The organism is Vibrio sp. Y58_MX_L22 (genome assembly GCF_024181865.1).
GTDB classification, from domain to species: domain Bacteria; phylum Pseudomonadota; class Gammaproteobacteria; order Enterobacterales; family Vibrionaceae; genus Vibrio; species Vibrio alginolyticus.
Window position 1 is genome coordinate 128,459 of the sequence record NZ_JAMZAN010000008.1, and the last position, 25,227, is coordinate 153,685.

General features: G+C 46.9%; 28 protein-coding genes. 10 read left to right on the plus strand and 18 right to left on the minus strand.

What is annotated here, in order from left to right:
• Positions 1-83: 83 nt before the first annotated feature.
• Positions 84-329, minus strand: a complete 246-nt coding sequence (locus NL626_RS18245) for a Rho-binding antiterminator (RefSeq protein WP_005374351.1) — start codon at positions 327-329, stop codon at positions 84-86.
• A gap of 181 nt (positions 330-510) precedes the next feature.
• Between NL626_RS18245 and NL626_RS18250 the strand changes: the two genes are divergently transcribed.
• Positions 511-1,647 carry an MBL fold metallo-hydrolase gene (locus NL626_RS18250; protein ID WP_253657619.1) on the plus strand — a complete coding sequence of 379 codons (1,137 nt, stop codon included), beginning with the start codon at positions 511-513 and terminating at the stop codon, positions 1,645-1,647.
• A gap of 77 nt (positions 1,648-1,724) precedes the next feature.
• On the opposite strand, the gene NL626_RS18255 is transcribed toward NL626_RS18250, so the two are convergent.
• The 5 genes from NL626_RS18255 to NL626_RS18275 all read right to left on the minus strand — a co-directional run bounded on the left by NL626_RS18255 (position 1,725) and on the right by NL626_RS18275 (position 5,757).
• Positions 1,725-2,150 carry a VOC family protein gene (locus tag NL626_RS18255; protein ID WP_017634369.1) on the minus strand — a complete coding sequence of 142 codons (426 nt, stop codon included), beginning with the start codon at positions 2,148-2,150 and terminating at the stop codon, positions 1,725-1,727.
• A 174-nt stretch (positions 2,151-2,324) separates the two neighbouring features.
• Positions 2,325-2,810, minus strand: a complete 486-nt coding sequence (locus NL626_RS18260; RefSeq protein ID WP_239932102.1) for a VOC family protein — start codon at positions 2,808-2,810, stop codon at positions 2,325-2,327.
• A gap of 139 nt (positions 2,811-2,949) precedes the next feature.
• Positions 2,950-3,279 (minus strand): DUF4144 domain-containing protein, encoded by a 330-nt coding sequence (locus NL626_RS18265; RefSeq protein WP_033907198.1) that lies wholly within the window; start codon positions 3,277-3,279, stop codon positions 2,950-2,952.
• Positions 3,280-3,303: 24 nt separating this feature from the next.
• Positions 3,304-3,840 (minus strand): DUF924 family protein, encoded by a 537-nt coding sequence (locus tag NL626_RS18270; RefSeq protein WP_053350101.1) that lies wholly within the window; start codon positions 3,838-3,840, stop codon positions 3,304-3,306.
• Positions 3,841-3,909: 69 nt separating this feature from the next.
• A complete protein-coding gene (locus tag NL626_RS18275) occupies positions 3,910-5,757 on the minus strand; it encodes a M3 family metallopeptidase (RefSeq protein ID WP_213873630.1) in 1,848 nt (615 codons plus the stop codon).
• 276 nt (positions 5,758-6,033) lie between these two features.
• Between NL626_RS18275 and NL626_RS18280 the strand changes: the two genes are divergently transcribed.
• The gene (locus tag NL626_RS18280; RefSeq protein ID WP_017634365.1) at positions 6,034-6,396 is read left to right on the plus strand and encodes a hypothetical protein; all 363 of its coding nucleotides are present in this window, start codon (positions 6,034-6,036) and stop codon (positions 6,394-6,396) included.
• A 71-nt stretch (positions 6,397-6,467) separates the two neighbouring features.
• Here the strand turns inward: NL626_RS18280 and NL626_RS18285 are convergent, their stop codons facing one another.
• Positions 6,468-6,641: a hypothetical protein gene (locus NL626_RS18285; RefSeq protein WP_005374332.1), complete on the minus strand. Its 174-nt coding sequence runs from the start codon at positions 6,639-6,641 to the stop codon at positions 6,468-6,470.
• A 234-nt stretch (positions 6,642-6,875) separates the two neighbouring features.
• Between NL626_RS18285 and NL626_RS18290 the strand changes: the two genes are divergently transcribed.
• The 3 genes from NL626_RS18290 (at position 6,876) to NL626_RS18300 (ending at position 10,682) form a co-directional block, all read left to right on the plus strand.
• Positions 6,876-8,018 (plus strand): sugar diacid recognition domain-containing protein, encoded by a 1,143-nt coding sequence (locus tag NL626_RS18290; RefSeq protein ID WP_253657611.1) that lies wholly within the window; start codon positions 6,876-6,878, stop codon positions 8,016-8,018.
• Between the two features lie 158 nt (positions 8,019-8,176).
• Positions 8,177-9,529 (plus strand): GntP family permease, encoded by a 1,353-nt coding sequence (locus NL626_RS18295; RefSeq protein WP_017634362.1) that lies wholly within the window; start codon positions 8,177-8,179, stop codon positions 9,527-9,529.
• A 16-nt stretch (positions 9,530-9,545) separates the two neighbouring features.
• On the plus strand, positions 9,546-10,682 hold the full coding sequence (locus NL626_RS18300; RefSeq protein ID WP_253657612.1) for a glycerate kinase: 1,137 nt from the start codon (positions 9,546-9,548) through the stop codon (positions 10,680-10,682).
• Between the two features lie 95 nt (positions 10,683-10,777).
• Here NL626_RS18300 and NL626_RS18305 read toward each other — a convergent pair whose 3' ends face one another.
• Positions 10,778-12,214: a PLP-dependent aminotransferase family protein gene (locus NL626_RS18305; protein WP_253657613.1), complete on the minus strand. Its 1,437-nt coding sequence runs from the start codon at positions 12,212-12,214 to the stop codon at positions 10,778-10,780.
• A gap of 92 nt (positions 12,215-12,306) precedes the next feature.
• On the opposite strand from NL626_RS18305, the gene NL626_RS18310 reads away from it, so the two are divergent.
• The 3 genes from NL626_RS18310 to NL626_RS18320 all read left to right on the plus strand — a co-directional run bounded on the left by NL626_RS18310 (position 12,307) and on the right by NL626_RS18320 (position 14,304).
• Positions 12,307-13,206 (plus strand): DMT family transporter, encoded by a 900-nt coding sequence (locus NL626_RS18310; protein ID WP_253657614.1) that lies wholly within the window; start codon positions 12,307-12,309, stop codon positions 13,204-13,206.
• A gap of 66 nt (positions 13,207-13,272) precedes the next feature.
• A complete protein-coding gene (locus tag NL626_RS18315) occupies positions 13,273-13,560 on the plus strand; it encodes a hypothetical protein (RefSeq protein WP_005374318.1) in 288 nt (95 codons plus the stop codon).
• 153 nt (positions 13,561-13,713) lie between these two features.
• Complete coding sequence (locus tag NL626_RS18320) at positions 13,714-14,304, plus strand: type II secretion system protein (RefSeq protein WP_225474250.1); 591 nt, start codon at positions 13,714-13,716, stop codon at positions 14,302-14,304.
• A 37-nt stretch (positions 14,305-14,341) separates the two neighbouring features.
• Here NL626_RS18320 and NL626_RS18325 read toward each other — a convergent pair whose 3' ends face one another.
• The 5 genes from NL626_RS18325 to NL626_RS18345 form a co-directional block, all read right to left on the minus strand.
• Entirely contained in the window at positions 14,342-14,869 is a 528-nt protein-coding gene (locus tag NL626_RS18325) for a GNAT family N-acetyltransferase (protein ID WP_253657615.1), read from the minus strand.
• Positions 14,870-14,902: 33 nt separating this feature from the next.
• Positions 14,903-15,370, minus strand: a complete 468-nt coding sequence (locus tag NL626_RS18330; protein WP_017821009.1) for an HAD family hydrolase — start codon at positions 15,368-15,370, stop codon at positions 14,903-14,905.
• A gap of 119 nt (positions 15,371-15,489) precedes the next feature.
• Entirely contained in the window at positions 15,490-15,960 is a 471-nt protein-coding gene (locus NL626_RS18335; RefSeq protein WP_062730850.1) for a GNAT family N-acetyltransferase, read from the minus strand.
• A 1-nt stretch (position 15,961) separates the two neighbouring features.
• Positions 15,962-16,693 carry a glucose 1-dehydrogenase gene (locus tag NL626_RS18340; RefSeq protein ID WP_193837835.1) on the minus strand — a complete coding sequence of 244 codons (732 nt, stop codon included), beginning with the start codon at positions 16,691-16,693 and terminating at the stop codon, positions 15,962-15,964.
• A gap of 9 nt (positions 16,694-16,702) precedes the next feature.
• Positions 16,703-17,218: a GNAT family N-acetyltransferase gene (locus NL626_RS18345; RefSeq protein WP_025768771.1), complete on the minus strand. Its 516-nt coding sequence runs from the start codon at positions 17,216-17,218 to the stop codon at positions 16,703-16,705.
• A gap of 270 nt (positions 17,219-17,488) precedes the next feature.
• Here NL626_RS18345 and NL626_RS18350 point away from each other — a divergent pair, with 270 nt between their 5' ends.
• The gene (locus tag NL626_RS18350) at positions 17,489-18,583 is read left to right on the plus strand and encodes a NapC/NirT family cytochrome c (protein ID WP_017634357.1); all 1,095 of its coding nucleotides are present in this window, start codon (positions 17,489-17,491) and stop codon (positions 18,581-18,583) included.
• 22 nt (positions 18,584-18,605) lie between these two features.
• Positions 18,606-21,053, plus strand: coding sequence for a trimethylamine-N-oxide reductase 2 (locus NL626_RS18355; RefSeq protein WP_253657616.1), 2,448 nt, complete (start codon positions 18,606-18,608; stop codon positions 21,051-21,053).
• A gap of 70 nt (positions 21,054-21,123) precedes the next feature.
• Here NL626_RS18355 and NL626_RS18360 read toward each other — a convergent pair whose 3' ends face one another.
• From NL626_RS18360 to NL626_RS18380, 5 genes are all read right to left on the minus strand, one after another.
• The gene (locus tag NL626_RS18360) at positions 21,124-21,849 is read right to left on the minus strand and encodes a phosphatase PAP2 family protein (protein ID WP_005374297.1); all 726 of its coding nucleotides are present in this window, start codon (positions 21,847-21,849) and stop codon (positions 21,124-21,126) included.
• A gap of 182 nt (positions 21,850-22,031) precedes the next feature.
• Entirely contained in the window at positions 22,032-22,646 is a 615-nt protein-coding gene (thiE, locus tag NL626_RS18365) for a thiamine phosphate synthase (protein ID WP_253657617.1), read from the minus strand.
• A gap of 60 nt (positions 22,647-22,706) precedes the next feature.
• Positions 22,707-23,498 (minus strand): hydroxyethylthiazole kinase, encoded by a 792-nt coding sequence (gene thiM / locus NL626_RS18370; protein WP_151515186.1) that lies wholly within the window; start codon positions 23,496-23,498, stop codon positions 22,707-22,709.
• Between the two features lie 12 nt (positions 23,499-23,510).
• Positions 23,511-24,179, minus strand: coding sequence for a thiaminase II (gene tenA / locus NL626_RS18375; protein ID WP_053304011.1), 669 nt, complete (start codon positions 24,177-24,179; stop codon positions 23,511-23,513).
• Between the two features lie 54 nt (positions 24,180-24,233).
• On the minus strand, positions 24,234-25,184 hold the full coding sequence (locus NL626_RS18380) for an ABC transporter substrate-binding protein (protein ID WP_102778546.1): 951 nt from the start codon (positions 25,182-25,184) through the stop codon (positions 24,234-24,236).
• Positions 25,185-25,227: the final 43 nt, after the last annotated feature.

A 25,227-nucleotide genomic window follows, 5' to 3' on the forward strand; every position in this document is an offset into this window, starting at 1 on the left:
TGAATAGTGTAAGAGAACGCCTCTCAAGTTGTGTCAGCTTGAGAGGCGTTTTTTATTGGACAGTGCCAGTGAAAGAAGGACGTTTACTCAAACGTCACTTCGTCAAAATGCGGATTGGTTTTGAGCGCGCGCATTGCGACTAATTGTTCAGTCGGGAAGGCGGTGTGCTCACCATCCATATCTAAAAACAAGCACTCTTGTCGCTGCATGTCGTAGCCTGTGTCGAACGCGTTGCCCTGATGAGTTTCACCATTTTTTAGTGTGATCTCGATAGGGAGCTTAAACATACAGGCGATTTCAATAAAATCGTATTGGCTGCAAGTCACCATAGTTTTCTCCTTTCAAACCGACGCAGTATTCAGAAGGTTTGAGAACTGCTTCCTTAATATAGAAAACGTTTGATTGAAACTGAATCTTCATCTTACACCTCATTTTGGTCACGAAATAGACATACACGCACGTTTTAATAAACCTACTGTTGAGCGTTCACAAGCGAGACAAAACTACGATATGTCTGAGACGATACTTAAGCGCACATACCTAACGAGTGAACAAAAGACACAAAAGCCAAGTTCACTGATTTCCCCTCAAACCTACCATGAGCAGTTGGCGCACCGTGTTCACCACTCGCCTCAATTTGAAAACGGCCGCGTTAAAAACGAGATGCCAAATGTCCCTAGCCCGCAATCATTCTGGCAGGTGTGTTGGAGCTATCTTGGTGGTAGAACGCCATTGAGTCCTAACGAACATCTGCCACATTTCCCAATTCAACCTACGCAGTTTGCGCAGCGAAGTGAATCGATGCGCGTTACTTGGCTGGGCCATTCCACCATGCTGGTGGAGGTCGATGGCATTCGAATTCTGACCGATCCGGTATTTGATTACGCTTCTCCGTTCATCGCAAAAGCGTGGTTTGAACGCAATATTCCCAATACCCATGCCAGAGATTGTTTGCCGATTCCTGAAATTATCGTGATTTCGCACGATCATTACGACCATTTAGAAGCATCGACCATACGTTTCTACGCCGATAAACCCGTGACGTTTTATGTACCCTTAGGGGTTGGCAAGCATCTGATAAAGTGGGGCGTTTGCGCAGACAACATCGTGGAATTCGATTGGTGGGATAGCGTGCACTATGCCGGAATCGAACTGATTTGTACGCCTGCTAACCATAATTCGGGTCGTACTTATTTCGATAAAAACTCGACCCTGTGGGCTTCTTGGGTCATCAAAGGCAAAGAAGAGACGCTCTATTTTAGTGGCGATTCAGCTTACGATTCGCACTTTTCCGAGATCGCACTGCGATGTGGACCAATCGACATTGCCTGTTTGGAAGTGGCTGCTGATGTGAAAGGCCAAGGTTATCCGGTCGAAAACTGGGGGCACATGCAGGCTCATCATACCGTGCAAGCGTTTCGCGATTTAAATGCGAAAAAACTGTTGCCCGTGCATTGGGCTACATACGAGCTATTTACTCACCGCTGGGACGAACCGATTTTAGATTTGCTTACCCATTGTCAAAAAGAACATATAACGCTGCTGACGCCAATGCCGGGGGAGAGTTTTTACGTTCATCAAGAACATATAAATAAACAATGGTGGCGAGAAAAAGAAAGAGGTGAGCCAGATATAATTTTGACTTAATAATATGTTCTTACTTCAATAATTATTTTAGAAGTTAACCTTGTTATTTTCAGAATATAACAAGGTTTTTTACTCGCTTACTCATCAATCACTTGAGGTTTTAACTCGACGACATTTCCTTCCGGATCATGTATATAGAGTGATCTACCGAACCCTTGTGCGCCATACCGCTTCGCAAACTCTTCGGTTTCAATGCCGCGCGCACGCAGATATTCCAGTAATTCATCCTCGGAAAAAGGCGCCAATTGCAGGCAAAAATGGTCAATATTACGACCATTTTGAACTGGTGGCTTACCGCCGAGTTGGCCCAATTCGCTGTCTACCGTCACTACATCAATCAATGCGTTACCTGCCCTAAGTTGAGTTAAACCAAGTTCCGTTACTTCGCGTTCGACAGGGCAGCCCAAAATGTCTCGATAGAAATGCAACATAGCATCGAGGTTACAGGTCCTTAAAACAACATGATCAAGCGCTTTGATGGCGATTGGATTTTTGGTGGGCATGCTTCACTCCTTTTTGCATTGTGTTGAGGTAAGTATAAAGTGACCTTAAAAGTGGTGAGAGAAATGATCAAATTCCAGATGTTTTTTTGCTAGAGCGAGTGCAGAAACACTGCAACTCAAAGCAAACAAAAAAGGCTAGCGTATTGCTAGCCTTTTGGGATATGGATGGGGCTATTACTCGTAATCAGAAGCGTAAGTTTCTTCGTAAGAGTGTGAGTAAAGCTCGAATAGGTTGCCGAATGGGTCTTCTAGGTAAACCATTTTCGCAGGCTTATTATCGTCTTCTGGGTGGTAACGCATGATGTCCATGCGAACTTTGCCACCTAGTGCTTCGGTGCGTTTGATAGCACCTTCAAAATCGTCTGTCTGTAAACAGAAATGGAAGATACCGATGCGAGAAAAATCCACTTCATGGCGCTCTTGACGTTCTTTCATTTCGAATAACTCAAGGCCGATGCCATCACTTGTCACAAGGTGCGCAATGTTGAAGCCTTTAAAGCCTTTCCCAAAGACCGCAATACACATTCTGCCAATTGCCGTTTCGCGTTCTTCAATCACTTTCGTGTTGCCCATAACGACTTTTAGACCTAGCGCTTGCGTGTAAAACTCAACCGCTTTGTCCATATCTCCGACCATAATACCGACATGATTCATTTTCATTTGTTTGCTCCCAACATGTGTGTTTGAACGTTGTCTTGTTTCGATGTGGGAGAGTATATGGCGTGATGTTGATTACATGAAATTATCATAAATTATAAAAATGATAATTTTATTTAATGCTATGCATGTTGGGATTGAGTTAGTGAGCTAAGGCCTCAACAGCTTGCCTCACCGAGGTGAAATGAATCTTGATAATACACCGTTGCGCGAGGCTGAATTCATGCGATTGGATTAATGACGTAACCTCTTCTACGGACAGCGTTCGTTCTTTTGGGTGTAAAAGAGTGGTGTTCGAACCATTGTTTTTCAATTCAAACGTGTTGCCATTTGAGTCAATAACGTAATCATCTTGCCCAAAAATGAGGGCTTCGCATTCAGAGTCTAAGTCGGACTGGGAATGCGTGTAGATCAGCTCATCGTCGCCGTCTAGTTTTAGCAAGCATGGCCAGCATACTGCGTGGTCTCTCATGGTTAACTCATTATTCATTGTTATTTAGAAACTTGACCCAGGTTGTTGCAAAAACGCTAACTCTTCGGGAGTGCTCTCTCTTCCCAGTATCGCATTGCGATGAGGATAGCGCCCAAACTGGTCGATGATGGCTTTGTGTTTTAGCTCAAAATCGTAGTTATTTTCAAGCCCTGATGCGCGGAACAATTTTTCAGCTTGGACATGAATGAGGCGAGATTCGCTGTGCATAAACGGCATGTACAAAAAGCTTAGCTGCTCAGGCGCTAATTCTTTGTCGTAACCTAACCGAATTGCCTCTTGAGCCAATGCTAATGCGAGTGGGTCTTGTGCAAACGCTTTTTGGGTGTTGCGATACACATTACGTGAAAACTGGTCGAGGACGATGATTTCGGCCAATCGTCCTTGTGCGCTGTTACGCCAATTAAACAGTTCACAACGAGCCGCTTGTTCTAATACCGAGGCAAATCGCGATGTAATACGCTTGTCCAGTTCTGGGTTGTTTTCAAACCAATTTTTGGGCGATAGCTCCTCGAACCAAAATTTGATGACTTCTTGGTACATGGATCTTCCTTCTTATTGCATTAGCTAAAGAATAAAAAGCCAGAAGGCGAGCTCCTGGCTTTCTGCGTGTTATCGACCGTAAGTCTCTACGATGTAACGTTCAAAATCGTCACACATTTGTTCGTCAGAGATGGCGTTGCTTGCCAGCTCTTTACTGCCGTCGACGACTTTAATCGCGGCGTTCAGTGAAGCGACTGATGCTCGCTCTCGCGTCGCAAGTGAGTCGATTTTCTTCTGCTGCACTTCCCATGCCTGTTCTGGCGACAGGTTACACACGTCTGCAAGGTATTTGGCATTGAAGCCTTCGCCAGTCAGGCTGACAATGGTTTCGTTGTGCGACAAGTGATTGCCTGCGTGCCAGTAGTGTTTTGCCAGCAGTGGGCCAATTTCTGGGTTATCCGTCAGGTAACCAAACTTCTCAAGGAAGTATGCACGGGTCTGATACACCGCCATGTGCGCGAGTAGATAACCTTGATACGCACAAGCTGCTTCGTCGGATAGCAAATGTGGAATCGCCATCAGTGGGCGAGGGCTGCATTTCAAACCAAGGATCTGTTTTTCACAATCGCGAGCGAGCTTAGTGATGCGCTCTGGCGTTAACTCGTCATCGCTCAACTGATACAACGCGCGCTCAAAATATGGCACAACCAAGATGCTACGTTCTTCATAAGCTTTGAATGGCTGACGGCTGTTGATCATCGCTTGAATGATCTCATCAGGAACCGGATTCCCTTCATCATCCAGTGCGTATTGTTTTAGCCAATCGGCATCGGTTAACAGGCTGTCACAGAACATCGACTGAGTTTCTGCATAAGCCATTGACGTCGGCGCAAACTCCTGCGAGAAACAAGGTGCGTTCATTTTTACGTTCGCAAAGTGTGCTGCGTGGCCACCTTCGTGGAACAGCGTGTTAATGCCATCGTAGCCGCTGCCCACTTGGTCTGGTTTGGCATTACTGGTGAAGTTCACCTGCGCTGCGACCCATTCGCCTTGATTATAGAAAGAAGGAATAGGGCCGTGGCAGAACCCATTCGGGTACTTACCTTTGCGATCTAGTAAATCCAGCGTTAGCGTCGCACCAGAGTAATCAATATTTAGGCGACCAAACGATTCTACCCAGCGTCTCAGAGATTTTGAGAACGGCACGTATGGGTCAAGGTCACGCATAACGTCACCCGCGAATGAGTAAACAAAGTTGTAGCTTGCTAGTGCGCTTGCGCCTTTCTCTTTCGCCAAGTTTTCTAAGCTGTTTAGATGCGCATCTCGCGTGCGTTGTTCGAAATCTTCCAAAATCTCGAATAGCTGTTCAGAGCTCATCTTTTCCGTTTTTTGCACGGAGTAATCAAAGAAAGTCGCATAACCGAGTGAGCGAGCGAACTGGTTGCGCAGTTTGATCAGCTCTATAAAGCCGTTTTGCAGTAGCCATTGTTCAAGGTTCAGCAACGCTTGATGAGCCGATTGGCGAACTTCTTCATGATTGCTGGTGCGAATGGTTGAGCTTAATACGGGTAGTGAACCTTCTACTTGCTCGCCGTTCTCATCGGTAAATGTTTGTACGTGGTTCTGTTTTTTCTCGAAGAGCTCAGCTTCAAAGGCAATGAGCTGATTTTTCAACGCTTGTGCTTTTTCGCCCTCGATAGCGTGAGATTCAAACATCGCCAGCCAACCAGATAGACCCGTAATGGTTTGTTGTTTCTCTTGTGGGTCGGTAATTGAGTCCGCGGCTTCAAGCTGTTGTTTGATGGCAGTAATTTGCTCGGCGTTGCTTAAAAAGCTTGTCCATGCCGTTTGTGCTTGCGTCGAGCCATCATGGTCATCGCTGATCCCCATGTAAGTTTCCCAAAAGAAATCTTCTTTGGTGCGGTGAATCGCAAGGTAACGTTGATTGAGGTCGTTGAGGTAATCCGTTGCGGTCATTTTGATCCTTCAAATGGTTTCGTTATGTAGACAGTTGATTATTGCACGCTTGGTCGCGAGAAAGGAACGCTAATCTCATTTGTCGATTTTGCATCGCGTAAAGGTGATTTTACTATTTGTTTACATTTGGGTGAGTTAATAGGAGTTATGAGCTTGCAGTGTTAAGACTGGTATGGAGTTTACAGTTTATTAAGTAATTAATCTGCGGTGCGCTATCGATGATCCTTATCAGGTGTAATAAGATTTCCATATCGTGGCGATACAGTTGGAAACGATATGATAAATAAGACAAAAGTTACGTTATTGGCGGTAGGTACGATTTTAGTTGGATGTTCCACAGTCGCGCCACCAAGAAATGATGCGGTTGAAAGCATTCAACAAAAGTGTTCTGTGATTTTAAGCAATGATGTTGCGGGCGATCAGCGCTGGCAGACGTACAACGGCTTGCTTGTAGAATATGCCGTGCATGGCGTTAAGAGTCAGGCGCAACTGGAACGTTTTGAAGCGTTTGTGCAGAGAGTGCAAGATGATGAGTCTGGACAGTTAGTTACAGAGTTGATTGAGGTCACCGACTGGGGATGCTCAAACGGCAATTATCTTGAAGAGATGAGCTTGTTTATTCAAGAAGTTCAAAAGTAAAAAAACCGAGCGTTAAGTCGCTCGGCTTTTCTGTTTGTGGAACGCTTTTGTACGCTGGTTCGCCAGGACGTTTACTCCTCTGGATACTCGCCCATACCTTGCGTTTTACCTTCCGCTTTCCAATGCTCTCCAGGAGCAAATGCTTCATCGCATAAATCTACGGTGTAGCCCATTTCTGTGATTTCCTTCAAAGTGAGGTTATCAGCAATATTTGCAACTTCCCCCGATTTATTCCGTAACTCCATGTTGATCTCTCCTCTGTAGGTAGACGAGTGGCATCAATGCACAGTGAAGAATGCATTGGTAACCTTTGTTCTAAGTATATAACCCGCTGCTAAAAATGAAGGTTTAATCCACTTTTTAAATATGGGTAATTGGATAATGCTTTGAGCTGCTTCCGTTATTTAGAACCGCAGCATCGCGATAGTTTGCCATTTGTGATTTATTGAGTGATTAAACGGTCAATTTGGAAACTCGAAATGGTGATTCTCGACCACGCTTTAGCACAACAAATTGTTGATCGAACCATGTCCATCATTGGTCAAAATGTGAATGTGATGAACTCGGCAGGCATCATCATTGGCAGTGGCGACCCTAAACGTGTTGGGCAAGTGCATGATGGCGCGGTACTGGCGCTGAATCATGGCGATTCGCTAGAGCTTAATGAGCAGCAATGTTTGACGTTGCAGGGTGTCAAACCCGGTATCAATATGTTGTTGAAATTACATGGCGACGTGGTCGGTATTGTTGGCGTCACAGGCGAGCCGGAGAAAATCCGAGATTTTGCAAAACTGGTTAAAATGACCGCTGAACTGACAATCGAGCAAGCCGCGCTGGTGGAAAAATTTCAGTGGGACAGACGTCATCGCGAAGAGTTTATTCTGGCTTGGATCAATGGGAAATTGACCGATGAAGAGCTGAAAGATTGGGCGATGCGTCTTTCTATCGATGTTACTCAACCACGGGTGGCAACGGTGATTGAAGTCTCGACGCCGTCCGCCTCGAAAAGCATGAAGAGTGTGCGCAATATTGTTGAGCTGCTTGAATACCCAGAGCGTAACAACCTAGTTGCGATTGTCTCAGTGAATGAAATTGTGGTGTTGAAACCGTGTCATTCCGCCAAGCAGTGGGATAGCCAAGTTGAAAGTGAGCGCATTGATAAGTTGATGTCGCGTTTAAGCGATCACGATTCGCATACGTTTCACATTGCGCTAGGGCAGCTGTTTAATGAGCCTAAAGATGTCGCGTTGTCATACCAAAGTGCGAAGCAGGTATTAGCTATTGGCAAGCAGTTCTACCCAGAGAAACGTAAGTACCTGTTCGATGAACTTCGTTTGCCTGTTTTGTTAGCGCCGTTGGTGGATATTTGGCAAGGTGAACAAATTATTGATGGTGTGAAACGGTTGAAAGAGAAAGACAAATCTGGGCAATTATTGAAAACCCTAGATGCACTGTTTGAATGCAATGGCAATGTAACAGAATGCTCTAAAATGCTGTTTATTCACCGGAACACTCTGCGCTATCGGTTAGAGAAAATCACCGAGATAACAGGGCTACCAACCACCAATTTTGTGGGGTTAGCGGAGCTTTATATTGCGACTCGGCTCTCAAAAATGTCGTGATGTTGTGCATTTGCACAATACGCGTTATTTTTTGACCACATCATTTGTCACTCCGCCTAAAGGAATTCGAAAGCAAACGATTAATAATTCATGCGTCCCTACATGTTGAGTGAGCCAACACTGACTCGCTCAGCAAAATAAGAATAAATGGAGTTATCATGAACCTTATATTAATCCTGCTTGGGGTGATCGCATTTATTGTGCTCACGACCACCAAATTCAAATTACATCCCTTTTTAGCGCTGATCATCGCGGCGTTCCTTGCGGCATTTGCTTACGGCTTACCGGCAGATAGCATTGCCAAAACCATTGCTTCTGGCTTTGGCGGCATCCTTGGTTACATTGGTTTGGTTATCGTTTTAGGTACCATCATCGGTGTTATTTTGGAAAAAAGTGGTGCAGCGATCACTATGGCCGATACGGTCATCAAAGTGTTGGGTGAGCGTTTCCCAACATTGACCATGAGCATCATCGGTTACATCGTTTCTGTTCCGGTATTTTGTGATTCAGGCTTTGTCATTCTGAACTCGCTCAAAGAATCACTCGCGAAGCGTTTAAAAACTTCAAGCGTTGCGATGAGTGTGGCGTTGGCAACTGGCCTATACGCAACGCACACGTTTGTGCCGCCAACTCCTGGACCGATTGCCGCTGCGGGTAACTTAGGCCTGGAATCTAACCTTGGTTTAGTGATTGGTGTGGGTGTGTTTGTTGCAGCGGTTGCGGCGTTAGCGGGGATGTTGTGGGCGAACCGATTCCAACATGTTGAACCAGATGGCATTGAAGCCGCAGAAGAAATTCAGCAAGACTGGCAAGCACTCAAAGCGTCTTACGGCAAATTGCCAACGGCGAGCCAAGCATTCGCTCCTATTTTTGTTCCTATCTTATTGATCTGTTTTGGCTCTATCGCGAAATTCCCAAGCCTACCGCTGGGCGAAGGTTTTGTGTTTGATGTTCTGACTTTCTTAGGACAGCCACTAACGGCATTGGTGATTGGCCTGTTCCTTTCTGTTCGTCTACTCAAGTCAGACAACAAGATTGAAGAATTTGGCGAGCGAATCAGCCAAGGTATTACGGCTGCTGCGCCTATTCTTTTGATTACCGGTGCGGGTGGTGCTTTTGGCGCGGTATTAAAAGCAACGCCGCTAGGTGAATACTTAGGTACGACGCTATCGGCGTTGGGCGTGGGTATTTTCATGCCATTTATCGTTGCGGCTGCGCTAAAGTCGGCGCAAGGTTCATCAACGGTTGCATTGGTGACCACATCGGCTTTGGTTGCGCCTATGCTTACGCAATTGGGGCTCGATTCAGAAATGGGCCGCGTATTAACGGTGATGGCGATCGGTGCTGGTGCGATGACGGTTTCTCATGCAAACGACAGTTTCTTCTGGGTAGTTTCGCAGTTTAGCCGCATGTCGGTGGGCTTAGCGTACCGCGCGCAAACCATGGCTACGCTCGTTCAAGGTGTCACGGCAATGGCATTGGTGTACATTTTGAGCCTCGTCCTCTTATAAGTCTCTGGAAATACGTATGAAAGTGGTAATTGCACCTGATTCATTTAAAGAAAGCTTAACCGCCAAACAAGTGAGCGAGGCGATCAAAACGGGTCTTGCTCGCGTATGGCATGATGCCGAGTTTGTTACGGTTCCGGTCGCAGACGGTGGCGAAGGCACGGTTCAATCTTTGATAGATGCAACTCAAGGCGAACAAGTCTTCACAACGGTGACCGCGCCATTAGGGAATGATGTTGAAGCGTTTTATGGCATCCTCGGCGACGGCGAAACCGCGGTTATTGAAATGGCGGAGGCCAGTGGTCTGCACCTTGTGCCGAGTGACGCTCGCGACCCAAAACTGACCAGTAGCATTGGTACTGGACAGCTGATCAAACACGCGCTAGATAGAGGTATTCAACGCTTAATCATTGGTTTGGGCGGCAGCGCTACCAATGATGGTGGCGTGGGCATGTTGACCGCGTTGGGGGTGGCGTTTCTTGATGAATCTGGTCATGCAATTACCCCAAATGGAGGCGGGTTAGCGGCGCTTGCGTCCATCGATATCTCTGGTCTTGACCCTCGTTTAGCAACTTGCGAAGTGTTGGTAGCGTGCGATGTTGATAACCCACTCTGTGGTGACAAAGGCGCGTCGGCTATCTTTGGCCCGCAAAAGGGAGCGACCGTATCAGACGTCACTCTGCTCGATAACGCATTGCGCAAGTTTGGCGAGTTGACGGAACAAGCGACGGGTAAGCATGTACTGACTCGTGAAGGGGCGGGTGCTGCTGGTGGTATGGGCGCGGCCTTGCTCGGGTATACGCCAGCACGTTTGCAACCGGGAATTGAGATTGTGCTTGATACGGTCAAACTTGCTCAGCGTGTTGCGGATGCGGATATCGTATTTACAGGCGAGGGTCGAATCGATTATCAAACCGCACATGGCAAAACGCCGATGGGCGTTGCTCAGGTGGCCAAGAAGTGTAATTTACCAGTCATTGCATTAGCAGGCTGTGTGGGCGACAACTATCAGGCGGTTTATGAGTGCGGCATTGATGCGGTGTTTGCTTGTGTACCAAGGGCGATGAGCTTACCTGAGGCCATGAAAGAGGCCGACGTCAACGTTGCTAATTTAGCCGAAAACGTCGCGAGAATGTGGCAAATTAAGTCGCACTGAAGGCGATGACGATATGAAAAACTCCACCTTTGCGTGGAGTTTTTTGTTGTTACCTGTTTGCGTGTGTCGGCATAAGTTCATTTAGTAAGAGCGAGTTAACAGGCATGCTTTGCTATCAATTTTGCCAGTGTTTGCATCGCGTGACTCCAATCGGTTTCATGACCAAAGTTTGCCACGCTGAGGCGTACGCAATGCCGATATTGCCCTTGAGTGCCAAATACGGTGCCGGGAAGTAGGCTGATTCTGTGCTTATTGCATGCTTGATACAACGCATAGCTGTCCGTGTCTTCGGGCAGTCGCAACCAAAGTAAGAACGAGCCTTGTACGGCGTTGATCTGGTATCGATTTTTTAGAGATTCGTGCTCATCTAAGTATTGATGAAGCATCTGGATAAATCGGCGCATGTTGTTTTGATACACCCGTCCCATTCGCGCAGTATGCGTTCGATACTTGCCTGATGTTAGAAACGTTGCCACGGCGGATTGCATCAGGTTCAAACTGCCCATGTTCTCACACAGTAGATATTGCTCAATTTGATCTCGATATCGCCCCGCCAACATCCAACCAATTCTCAAACGCGAATCGAGCGTTTTGGATAACGAATTCACGTAAATTACGCGTTGCTTGTCATCGAGCAATCTCAAGCTTGGTAACGGCTTGTCATAGCTTAACCCGCCAAACACATCGTCTTCGATAATAGGAATATTGCCAGATGCCAAGAGCAATCGCTGGCGCTTTTCTAGCGGCATCATGGCACCAGTAGGGTTGGTGAAGTTTGGCGTTACGATTATCGCTTTTATGTCCCATGTCGCCATTGCTTTTGCTAAGGCTTCGGGGCACATACCGTCGCGTGGGCAACTCGGAATTTCCACCACTTTGAGGCCGAGTGATTCTAGCATCAATAAGTTGCCAAAATAGCAAGGGGACTCCACCGCGACGATATCGCCTTTTTGTGTCGTTGCGCGCAGCGCTAGGCTAATGGCTTGTTGCGCGCCGTGCGTCACCATGATCTCATCCAACTTGGCTGGCGTGCCCAAATCTTGCGTGATTTTCGCTAGTTGTTTGATTAAGAGGTGATCACCGGGTGGTAATTGGTAATGGCTCGGTACATGCGTTTGCTGGCGGCTGTGGCGGCCGATCTCGGCGTACAAGCTTTTGATCGCGGGGGAGTCAATGTTTGGGTGGGCAGAACCGGTAGGCAAACGCTCTTGGTATTCAGGATAAGTAAGGATTTCTTTGCAGATCGAGAGCAAATCCACGCGAGTCGGATCTGGAATTGAGCGAGAGGTCGGCAAGGCGACTTTAACTCGATAACCCGATTTGGGAACCGAGTAAACCAAGTTTTGTGCTTCCAGCTCTTGATACGCACGAATCACGGTATTTTTACTGACGTTTAATTCTTGGCTCAACGAGCGAATGGAGGGCAGTCGATCATCCGCCTGATAAACGCCACCATTGATGGCTTGTTTGAGGTGTTTTTCCACCACGAGGTACTTATTCCCTTCACCGCTTTCCAATAAATCTGTACCCATAAAAACACTTCCATCTGTCACTTTTTGAAAACACTGTACCTAATTACATTAGCAGTATCTCAAAACATAAAACAAGCGTGAGTGAGGCGATCATGTTAATCCGAGCCATCCCTTTTGTATTTGTCATCCTTTGGGCTTCTGGATTCGTTGGTGCGCGTTTTGGTTTGCAATATGCCGAGCCAGCGACACTACTTTCTATCCGTATGGCATTCAATGTCTTATTGTTTCTGGTTCTTGTGGCGGTATTGCGTAGAAGGTTGCCGACAGGAAAAGATTTTTGGCACAGCTGTGTAGTTGGTGCGTTGATCCACGGTTTCTATCTGGGCGGTACTTATTTCGCTATCGCCTTGGGTATGCCTGCTGGGTTGAGTTCGTTGCTGGTGGGTATTCAACCGATTTTAACCGCGGCTTTACTGGTGGCGTTTGTTCGTGAGGAATTTAAACCCTCGCAATGGTTGGGTTTGGCTCTTGGTTTTGTCGGTATCGCTATGGTGTTGATGGGCAAAATGGAGTGGCAATCCGAGCAGCATAAAGTGTTGGCCATTGGTTTGTGTTTGTTGGCTTTGGTTGGTATCACGCTAGGGACGCTGTATCAGAAAAAACATTGCCAACAAGTGGATATGGTGGGTGGTGCGACGGTGCAATATTTGGCCGCGCTCGTCATGTTTCTGCCCGTTGCGATGCAGTTTGAAACCATGCAAGTGCAGTGGGAACTGGAGTTTATTTTGACTGTGTTGTGGTTGGTCGTCGTGCTCTCTTGTGTAGCTATTCTACTGCTGCTGTACATGGTTAAGAACGGTGCTGCATCGAGCGTAGCTTCTGTATTCTACCTAGTGCCGCCAACGACGGCGATTCAGGCTTGGCTCGCGTTTGGAGAGTCATTTGATTGGATGGGGATTTCTGGTTTCGTACTGGCAGCTACGGCGGTGTATTTGGTGGTTAAAAATCCGGATCTGACGATAAAGAAATCGATTCAAACAGAATATACCTAAATTGGCTAGGGACATTTGCGTATCAGTGGGTACAATCTGCTTCATCTTAATCCGTGGAGCAGAATGATGAAGGTAAAGCCAGATCGAATGACCGCCATGCGTAGCATCATCGAGCAAGTAAAAGCGGAACTACCAATTTATGAACCAGAAACGTTTGTATGTGGACCAGAAGGGCAGTGCATTGGCTGTCCGAAGAAATTGTTGGAAATGGTCGATTCAGAAGTCACTTATTGGGAGTCAGCCATGGAGCGCGGCATTGTTCCGCAGTTCGATGAGATTCGTCGTTTTGGCAAAATGTGCACGAATGTTCGTCGTGGTCTGGTGCGAAATAATGTGCCTTTACTCAGTAACTAGAGAGTAAAAACCGTCTAATATCTGACACATAGCGTCGTTTTGTTACACTGCTCTTTGGCTGCTGTTCTCAAGTTTGCGTGGTGTTTGTCTCTTCTTACCCCTTAAGCCTTTAATCGTAAGAAATTGGCGATATATTGGCTCGGTCTCACATGGATGTGGGGCTATTGTCTTGGGCTAGTTGAGATAAGAAACGTGAAATCAAAGGGATTTACGCTGATGGAAATCACCATAGTGCTTACCACTTTGGCTTTCATCGCATTAGCTGCTTTACCAGTACTACTCGATATTCATCGCCAAGCATACGCTGCGATGCTGCACAGTTCTCAGTCTTCTTTGGGTACGGCTCTCAAGTTCTTCCATGCTCAATCAGTGATTGATAACGCTTACGGCCAAGAGCACGTTCACTACATTGACCGACATGTCAAAACACGCAAAGGCATGCCAGAAGCGAGTGCCGATAGTATTCGAGCTTTGTTAGAAATCGATCTACCAGCCAGAGGTTATTCGAAAATTGACGTGCCGTGCAAAGGCAGTGATTTTTGCATCATCGGTCAGCAGCACCCAAACAGTGCTCATTTTGTCGCGATTCCTGATTATCAGTTCTTAGATAAATCGGGAGTTGATCGCGTTGTGTACATTTGGCCGCAAGGTTACACACTGGCAGAAGAGGCATGCTATTTCTACTACGTGAATCAAGCCTCTAACGATTCAATTGTTCGAGGGTATGTGACGCAAGGGTGTTAATCCCGAATAAGTGTTGCGAACAACGGTTATCGTGACTCTACAAATCGGGGTTTTTCGAAGGGCTTTGCGCTTTATACAATACCATTTTTTGACTCATCAAGACTTTACCATTTGGCAAGGTCACTTCCCCAAGTTCCCCCTGATGTTCAAATCCAAACCGTTCATACAAAGCAATCGCTGGTGTGTTGGTTGTGTATACGTAGAGTGCGATTTGGTCGTAACCAAATTCCCAACCACGTGCGATCGCGACTGCCAATAGTTTCCGCCCCAATCCTTTGCCTCGGTAGTTTTTGTCGATGTGAATACCAAGAATACCGACGCGAAGGCGTTGCCATCTTTCGTAACCGCACATCTCAGCTGGGTAGATTTCAACACTACCGATAAGTTTTTGGCGGTCAAACGCGACAAACTGAGGGATGGACTCGTTTTCCACACGTTGCAGGATTCTGCGAAGCGTTGCGTTATCGGGTGCAGGAGAAATCAAAAATTCCCCTTCGGAGTACACTCGATTCCACAGCGCGGTGAAGCGCGCGATATCGCTCACCTTGATGGATCTGATTTGCATTCATCTTCCTTGATTAGTGCAGGTTAGTAACGGTTAGGGGATAAGCTCAGATAAACAACGAATTTGGTTAGGAATGGCTTCGGCTGGTGCATCAGCGCCCGTTGGGTTAAACCAAATTGTGTTTACGCCCGCTTTCATCGCAGGGTAAATATCTTTGTGAGGTAAATCGCCAACCATGGTTATTCCACTCACGTTAACCCCTAACTGTTTTGCGATGGCGAGATAAAACTCAGGTAGGTTTTTAGCGATACCGAGGTTGGCAAAACAAAAATAGCCATTTAAGTATTGGTCTAAGTCGACGCGAACAAATGCACGCTGAACCTCTTCCATGTTGGAATCAGATGCACTGGTCGCAATGTAGATGGGATGATTTTGGGAAAGTATTGCCAGTGTTTCTCTGGCTTGAGGAACAGCTTCTACGTGTTCCCAATCGCACATTTTTCCTTGTGCGTGAGGGAAATCTACCATCAAGGTGTTCCCCCAATCGAAAAGATAAATCATGTTCGAATCTCCTTATCCGCACATCATATCGTCTTTTTCTAAAATCAGGGGGGTAAATTGCATCGATAAATGCGATTTAGGTGGGTTTAGTCGTGAAAAGCGCTTAATTGTCGTTATCGTTACAAATGTTTCAGCATAATGCGTGAGTTAGTTTTAAAACCTTGATTATCGTAAAAGCGCTGTGCTGGCTGATTGAATTCCATCACTTCCAATCGAACTTGTGTGGCATTGGCATCGCGCGCCCATTGCTCACAGGTTTGGAGCAGTTGGCGGCCGATTCCTTGCTGCTTTTGCGCTTCATCGACAACAATTGTTCCCACGCGACAAATTGGGTCTTTGATCAGAAAACTGACGGTGTCGTTTTGGGTGATCATCGCGGTTAAGAAGCCGAGAATTTGCTGTTCGCGTTCGGCAATCAAAAAGAGTCGCTCTTTGTTCTCTAGTGCTTGTGCAAGAAATTTACGGTCAGCTTCTGAAGGCGCAACAAAGGCTTCTGGCGCATTCGCAAAATGCAGTGAATTAATTTGAAAATTAAGCTGAAAAATTTCGTCTAAATCATCGGGAGTTGCTTGTCGGATATGGACTTGCATTCTATCTGCCCCCTGCAATATCGATAAATGATCCCGTGACATAAGAGGCTTCGTCACTTAATAGCCAAGCGATCGCATTTGCTACTTCTTCTACCGTGCCACCGCGTTTAAGAGGAATTTGAGGGCTGAGTCTATCTACTCGGTTTGGTTCTCCGCCGTCGGCATGCATATCAGTGTAAATGAAACCAGGTCGAACGCCATTGACGCGAATATTGCGCTCTGCCAACTCTAGCGAGAGCCCTTTAGTTAAGGTATCCATCGCGCCTTTTGATGTGGCGTAATCGACATACTCAAATGGCGCGCCTGAGCGCGACGCTCCAGAGGAGACATTCACAATTGCACCGCCTGCACTGAATCGCTTCGCCGCTTCTCGACAGCAGAGAAAACAGCTATTCACATTGGTGTTCATTACTTTCTGAAAGCGTTCCAAGCTGATTTCTGACAAAGGCGATTGAGTAAATAGGATGCCAACGTTGTTGACCAAGTGCGTCACTGCACCAAATTCACGTTCTGTTTCATCAAACAAGGAGAGCACTTGCTTCTCATCGGCTACGTCTGCGGCGATGGCAATCGCTTTGCCACCGTTTGCTTGTATTTCTGCCACAACTTGGTCGGCGGCCTCTTGCTGAGTGCGGTAATTAACGCAAACGCGATAGCCTTGCTCGGCCAGCTTTTTCGCCGTTGCGGCTCCAATGCCTCGGCTTGCGCCGGTAATGATGACTACTTTATTCAAAATACGTCCTTATTTTTGTAGTGAGTAGATTTTATCGGCGTAGGGTTTGCCACCAATTTGGTATGCGTCTGGAATGACCTCAATGAGTTCGAAACCACATTTTATCAGGACACGCTCTGACGCAATATTGCCTTCAGTGACCGTCGCGGAAAAGTGGTTGATGTTATGTGTCGAGGTTGCCCAATATAGAAGCGCTTGAAGAGTTTCTGTTCCAAACTGTTGGCCATGAAATTCCGGCAAAAGTAAGTAACCTACCTCTGCCTTACCGTTTTCAATAGCAAAGCCAGTGATGCCGATGGGTTGTTCAGATTGCTTATCGAGTATTACAAGGCAAAGCCAATGCTGGCTATTTGGGGTCCATGGTAATAATCGCGAAGCAAATTTTTCTCTTATTTCTGTTTCGCTGGGACGATCGAAACAGAGCGCAATAACCTCTTGTTCGGAGAGTAATCGTTGAAAGAGTTCCCAGTCACTGGCTTTGATGGGTCTTAATTGGCTTCTGTGCGTCTCGATATAAACTGACATGCGTGTCCTTACTGCATCAATGTGGAGATTCAGTCTCTCATCCTCTTATCTGTTTAATCAAATAGTTGCATTCAGAAAAGTGATTTATGTGGTGAATGGTTGGCTGGGTAATGGATTATTGCCATATATTCATCTTTGAGATGCAAATAACAAAATTTCATACTTGAGGCATACAGAGCAACACGGAAATGATGTGGATCAAGAGAGAACTACCCATAAAGTAGTAATTTGCGACCTATAATTACATTTTATTTGGAAGTGTTGCTAATTATGTCAATAAAAAAACGATATGTTGCACTGCTGGTTGCTGCCGGCATTGGTGTGGGCTGGTTAACTTTGGGGGGGAGTGCGGCAGTAATGCATTACACCTCAGATACTGAATTTTGTCTCTCGTGCCACTCTATGGAAACCCCTTACAAAGAGTACCAAGGCTCAGTGCACTTCAGTAATGCGAAAGGCATTCGCGCGGAATGTTCTGACTGTCATATTCCTCAAGAACCAATGGATTACCTGATCACCAAAATTCGCGCGTCGAAAGACATCTACCATGAATTTGTGACAGGTAAGATCGACACGCCAGAGAAATATGAAGCACATCGTAAAGATATGGCTGAAACGGTATGGGCTCAGTTCCGTGAAAATGATTCAGCGACGTGTCGTTCGTGTCATGATTTCGATGCAATGGAAGAGTTTGAGCAATCACGTGATGCGGCGAAGATGCACGCTTACGCGAAAGCAAACGATCAAACGTGTATCGATTGTCATAAAGGTGTGGCGCACTTTGCACCAGAAGCAGAGCTAGACAGCAAGGCATTTGAAACGTTGATGAGCTTCACCACAAAAACATCACCTGGTGCCAAAGTCGTTTACCCTGTGACTGAAATCGCAATGGGTGAGATGGGTAAAATTAACCCAACGACGAAGTTGGAAGTAATCAGCTCTGAAGGCGACAACCGCACTGTTAAGTTGAACGCATTCCAAATGAAAGGCGCAGAGCAAGTGCTTTACATGGGAGAAGGTCAACGTGCCATCGTAGCAACGCTAACAGAGCAAGGCCAACAAGCGCTTGAAACTGGTGAATTTGAGGCAGATGTTTACGGCAACGAATGGCGCGCGGTTTCTCTAACTGGCGCTATTGATTCTCCAGTTGTTGACACGCTTGAACCAGTATGGTCATACGCAGAAGAGTTGGACAACGTTTACTGTGCAACTTGTCACGCGAAAATTCCTTCAAATCACTTCACAGTGAATGCATGGGGACCGGTAGCGAAAAGTATGGGTGATCGAACTGATATTTCAGCCGAGAACCTAGAAATTCTAACCAAGTTCTTCCAGCACCACGCGAAAGATGTGGTTGGTCACTAACGATAAATAGAAGGATAAGATTATGACTAATATGACCCGTCGCGGATTTCTAAAAGGCACTGGTATGGCGGCTGGTGCAATGGCATTCACTTCATTTGCACCTATGTCTGTTGCGTCTTCAAACCAGCGTGGCAAGGGCATTTTGACAGCGGGCCGCATGGGCCCAATGTTATGTGAAGTGAAAGATGGTAAGTTGGTTTCGACTACTAATGCTCTTCCACAAACTGTACCAAATAGTCTACAAACTACTGGGCCTGACCAAGTGCATACCAAGGCGCGTGTGAAGTACCCAATGGTACGTAAAGGCTACTTGGCAAACCCATCGTCGCCAGAAGGTGTGCGCGGTAGTGATGAGTTTGTGCGTGTGTCTTGGGATGAGGCTTACAAGCTGATCCACGAACAGCACATGCGAATTCGCAAAGAATACGGCCCGGCTTCTGTGTTTGCAGGCTCTTACGGCTGGCGTTCAAGTGGCGTGCTGCACAAAGCACAAACCTTGCTGCAACGTTACATGAGCATGGCGGGCGGCTATTCAGGCCACTTGGGTGACTACTCAACGGGGGCTGCGCAGGTCATCATGCCGCACGTTGTGGGCTCTATCGAAGTGTACGAGCAACAAACTACGTACCCAGTGGTATTAGAGCACAGCGATGTGGTTGTGCTTTGGGGCTTAAACCCGATCAACACTCTAAAAATCGCGTGGAGCTCAACAGACTGTGCTGGTCTTGAGTTCTTCCATCAATTGAAAAAATCAGGCAAGACGGTCATTGCGATTGACCCTATTCGTTCTGAAACCATCGAGTTCTTTGGTGAGAATGCGGAGTGGATTGCTCCTCACCCAATGACCGACGTGGCAATGATGATGGGCATCGCACACACCTTAGTGAAACAAGGTAAGCACGATAAAGCCTTCCTCGATAAATACACCGCAGGTTACGACAAGTTTGAAGCGTACCTGATGGGCGAAGAAGACGGCGTAGAAAAATCAGCAGAATGGGCATCACAAATCTGTGGCGTACCTGCGAAGCAACTTGAGCTACTGGCTGACATCTTCAGTAAAAACCGCACCATGCTGATGGCGGGTTGGGGCATGCAGCGCCAACAATACGGTGAGCAGCGTCACTGGATGCTGGTTACACTGGCAACGATGTTGGGTCAAATCGGTTTACCGGGCGGTGGTTTTGGTTTCTCTTACCACTACTCAAACGGTGGTAGCCCTGCTCGTGATGCTGGCGTACTTCCTGCGATTTCGGCATCGCTGGGTGGCGGCTCTTCTGCGGGGAACGACTGGGCGGTGTCTGGCGCGGTGCAAAGCTTCCCTGTAGCGCGTATTGTCGAGGCGTTGGAAAACCCAGGTCAATCCTACCATCATAACGGTCATGAACTGACGTTTCCGGATATCAAGATGATTTGGTGGGCAGGTGGTGCGAACTTTACTCACCACCAAGACACCAACCGTTTGATTAAAGCGTGGCAAAAGCCTGAGCTGATCGTAATTTCAGAGCCTTACTGGACGGCGGCTGCGAAGCACGCGGACATCGTTCTGCCAATCACCACATCGTTCGAGCGTAACGACTTAACGATGACGGGTGACTACAGTAACCAACACTTGGTGCCAATGAAGCAAGTGGTTGAGCCGCAAGGTGAAGCGCGTAATGACTTCGATGTATTCGCGGACATGGCAGAGATGCTAGCTCCGGGTGGCCGTGACGTATACACCGAAGGCAAAACCGAAATGGAATGGCTGTACGGCTTCTACAAGGCGGCGCAACAAGGTGGCCGTGGCTCTCGCGTAGCAATGCCGAACTTCAGCAAGTTCTGGGAAGATAACCAACTGATCGAGATGAAGTGGAACGAGAAGAACGCACAGTTTGTTCGTTACGCAGATTTCCGTGAAGACCCGATCATGAATCCACTCGGTACACCAAGTGGTAAGATCGAAATCTTCTCGAAAACCATTGAAGGTTATCAGTTGGAAGACTGTCCTCCACATCCAACGTGGATGGCACCAACCGAGTACACGGGTACTGCGAAAGATGGCGAGTTGCAGCTAATGACCGCTCACGCAGCGCATCGTCTACACAGCCAATTCAACTACGCGAAGATTCGCGAAGAGTACGCAATTGCAAACCGTGAACCTATTTGGATTCACCCTGAAGATGCGAAAGCGCGTGGTATTAAAACGGGCGATCTAGTTCGTGCGTTTAACAATCGTGGCCAAGTATTGGTTGGTGCAGAAGTGACTGACCGAATCAAGCAAGGTTCAGTGTGTATTCATGAAGGCGGCTGGCCGGATCTGGATCCGAAAACCGGCATTTGTAAGAACGGCGGTTGTAACGTGTTAACGTTGGATATTCCGACCTCTCGACTTGCAAACGGCTGTGCGGCGAACTCGGCGCTGGTTCGTATTGAAAAATACACTGGCCCAGAATTAGAACTAACAGCGTTTGAACCACCAAGAAATGGTTAGAAAAAAGTAGCGTTTTAAAGCAAGAAGCCAGCGAATCGCTGGCTTCTTTTTTATCTAGTAATCGTTCACATTAGCGCGAAGCGAGAGAAACAAATGGCATCTGTTTCTTAATTTGAAATGTCGGGAGTAAAGTAAATACAATCGCGACAAACAAGACTGAGCCTATTAAATCTTCAGGGCGATGCATCCCCAGCCATAAGCGGCTATATGCGACGCTCATTCCCCACATCCATAATGACAGTGCAGAGATATAGCACTTGTTCTGTAAGAACAACCCGCCAAAGAAAGCCAAACAAATCGAAACGAAAATCGTATGGCCGGATGGGAAAGAATAGTCTTTCTCGCCTTGCCAATGGCGCGTTCGCCAATCACTGACGTGTTCAGAAATCTGGTTAATTACGTTGGCTTGCTGCTTTGTATCCAACTGATAAAACGCGTCTGGGTGCTCAATCAATTGTTCTGCTGCGAGCAATTCCGTGTAGGGACGCGGGCTTTCTGTCATCAGTTTTAGCCCCGTTTTGCTGGCAAAACCAATCACCAGTAACAACCCTAACATTGAGAGTTTTTGTATCCACTCAATGCGACTTGGTTTAAAGCGAAATAAAGAAAGCAGTAGCAGTGTTAACGTAATTAAAAAGCCTTTGCTACCAGCAGAATCTGTGAGCAAAGTAAAAGTAATCCCCAGACTTTCCGGCACCTGTGAAGTGAGATTGTGATAAGAGCCAAACAGCGACATTGGGATGATGCCAAGAACAAACAAGGCGAGCATCATCAATCCATATTTTTTGGTTTTCATTGAGAGCGTTTTGTTTTTATTGAGGGTTATTCAACCACGTGAAAATAAGGGGCTTATCTTACGTTATCTGGCGTGAAAAACTTATCAACGCTCTGTCAATTTGACGAGGGAATGAAGGTTGAGTGATGAATTGATGACATTTATCCGGAGGGTAAAGGCGCTCATCCTTAAGCGTTGGGGTCTTAATCCATCAGAGAAAGTAAGTACTCTGCTGCTTTGGTTGGGTTTTCTGCATGACAAATGGCAGAAACCAAAGCCAAACCGTGTACACCTGTCGCACTCAGGGCAGGAATGTTGGTTTCGTTAATGCCGCCAATGGCAACAATCGGCAGTGAAGTCGTCTCTAACGCCATTTTCAAACCATCAATACCCCAATGTTTTTTGGTGTTGGTTTTGGTCGGCGTCGCGAAGATGGCACTCAAGCCGATGTAATCAATGGGCAGAGACCCCGCCTCTGCCAACTGCTCTTCAGTCTCAATCGATAAGCCGAGAATCTTGTTTGGGCCAATCAATTGACGAGCGATCTCTGCTGGCATGTCTGACTGCCCGAGGTGAACACCATCGGCATCGACGGCAAGGGCAACATCAACACGATCATTGATGATTAACGGGACGCCAGTGCCTTCAAGGATCGTCTTCACGGCTTGAGCTCGTTCAATAAATGCACGAACGTCACCATGTTTTTCGCGCACCTGTACCATGGTGACCCCACCTTTCACGGCTTTTCTCACAACACGCTTTAGTGTGGCTAAATCTTGTTGGTCGTCGGTGACCAAATATAAACGATAGGCGTTCATTGTGTTTCCTTTGGGCCTCTCCTAGATGGAATGAGAGGCCGGTATTTATTAGAGCAAAGCTTAGCTCACTTGCAGCTTTAAGCGTTTTGCCAGCGTTTCTTCATCCAACTGGTAAAGCTCATCCAACAGGTTCATTTGCAGGCTACCTGGGCCGCGAGCTTGTTCCGCTGCAATCTCGCCAACAACGCCCAGTACCGCCGCTGCAGCAAGGCCGGTATCATCACCAACAGCAGCGAAAGCACCCGTCAGTGCCGTTAGTGTACAGCCCATTCCGGTTACGTAAGGCATCATCTCGTGACCATTATTCAACTGGACGGTTTGCTCTTTCGTGACGATGTAATCAGTCTCGCCAGAAATCACTACACTTGCACCATACTCTGCGACTAAGAAGTTGGCTGCGCCAAGTGCTGCGTCGCTGCTGTCTAACGCATCAACGCCTTTGCTTTGTGCTTGCTCGCCAGCGAGAGCGATGATTTCTGAAGCGTTACCACGAATGATCAACTTGTCTGCAAGGCGTGCGATTTCACGTGATGTCTCTGTACGTAGTGAGCTTGCTCCGCAACCGACAGGGTCGAGTACAACGATTTTACCATTGGCATTGGCTTGCTCTACGGCATAGCTCATACGTGGTGTCCAAACGCTGTCTAGGGTACCAATGTTGATAACCAGTGAACCCGCGAACGACATCATCTCTGCCATTTCCTGCTTGGAGTGCGCCATGATTGGAGAAGCGCCGATCGCTAATAGTGCGTTTGCTGTGTTATTCATCACCACGTAGTTAGTGATGTTGACGACTAATGGCTTTTGCTGGCGTACTGCGGTTAATGCTTGGGTGATTTGTTCAATTAACATGAGACTCTCCGATTAATCTTGCTGAGCGTTTAGACCTTGTTGCCAGAATGCCACTTCCATACGCGTTGCAGTTTTGAATACCTGAATCAGGTTTTGACCACGCTGACTATTGATATCGATTTCCGCCAATAACTGATTAAAGTGTTCTGCACCTTTTGCGACACCAGATTGGAATTCCTCACCACCGTAGAGGTTGATCCAACTTGCGTATGGGTTACCTTCGAGCACAGTGCTTTCGTCTTCAATCAGCATCTTACCGATTACGGCATAACCGATAGAGCATGGTGCTAGTGCCGCGTATAGATCAACAAGATCGCCCGTCATGCCAGCATCTAATACGTAACGGGTGTAAGCCACAGTGCCGAAATCTTCTGGCTCGTTTTCTAAGTCGGATTCTGTCAGTCCCCATTGCTCACAGTAAGTCACGTGGTGGGCGATTTCAGAATCGAGCAATGCGTGTACGCTTGGTAGGGCACGGCGCATGTCATCCAAAGTACGTGCTTTGTAGATCGCTAATGCGTAAGCTCGTGCGTACTGCTTTAGGAAAAGAAAATCCTGCTTTAGGTAATGCAGAAAACAAGGCTGAGCTAGAGTGCCTTGCGCCAATTGCTGCACGAAAGCATGCTCAGTGTATTCTTGCCAATCTTGGCGGCAAGCGTCGATCAAATCTTGGTATTTCATTATGGGTATCTCGTTATCAAAAGACCCTAGGCTTAGATCCTAAGGTCAGTAGAATTAGTCAAAGCTCGGTACGTAATCTTTCGCTTTTGGCAGTGTTTCGATGATTTTTTGTGAATACATGAATTGCGCATAATCATCGTAGCGTTTCAGATCCACTGCAGATGGACGAAGAGCGAAACGAGTTAGCGTGTCGTTCCAAGCGCGTTGGTTAAGCTCGTTGTTGAGTGTGTCTGGAGAATAAGCCACAAACTCTTTCCACGACTCTTTTGGATGGTTAACGATGTAAGTGGTCGCTTGCTCTAGTGCTTTGTTGAATGCCTTGATGGCTTCTTTGTCGTAGGTTTTTGCATTGGCTACGAAGACTAACTCGTCATACGCTGGTACTCCGTGTTCTTCAGGGAAGAAGGCTTTAGCTTTATAACCTTCTAGTGCCAGTTGGTTGGTTTCGAAGTTACGTAGACCACCCCAAATCGCATCCACTTTGCCAGATGCAAGAGACGAAGACAGCGCCCAACCTACGTTGATGATTTGTACGTCAGAAAACTTCACGTTCTCTTGCGCAAGCATGGTGCCGATTGTCGCTTCTTCGTTGCCTGCGATCGCAATACCGATCTTCTTACCTTTTAAGTCGCCAAGGTTTTCATTCTTACCGTTGTCCAACACCATCAGCGTGTTGAGTGGCGTAGCAATCAAAGTCGCAGAGCGGATTAGTGGCAAACCAGCCGCGACATCGATAGTTAGGCTCGGTTGGTATGAAATCGCCATGTCGACTTTACCCGCCGCGACCAACTTAGGTGGTGTACTTGGATCTGCAGGCTCTTGAATGTTGACCTTCAAACCTTGTTCTTTGAAGTAACCGCGCTCTTTGGCAATCACGATAGGACCATGGTTTGGATTGACGAACCAATCCAACATCAGTGTCATCTCTTTTTCAGCAGCGAGCACGTTGGTTGATACCACTGAAGCGAGTAGAGCAGCTGCGCTCATAAGTTTGTTTTTATTCATGGGGTTGTTCCTTTTCTTTCCCAATTTCCTTTGGTTGTTTTCT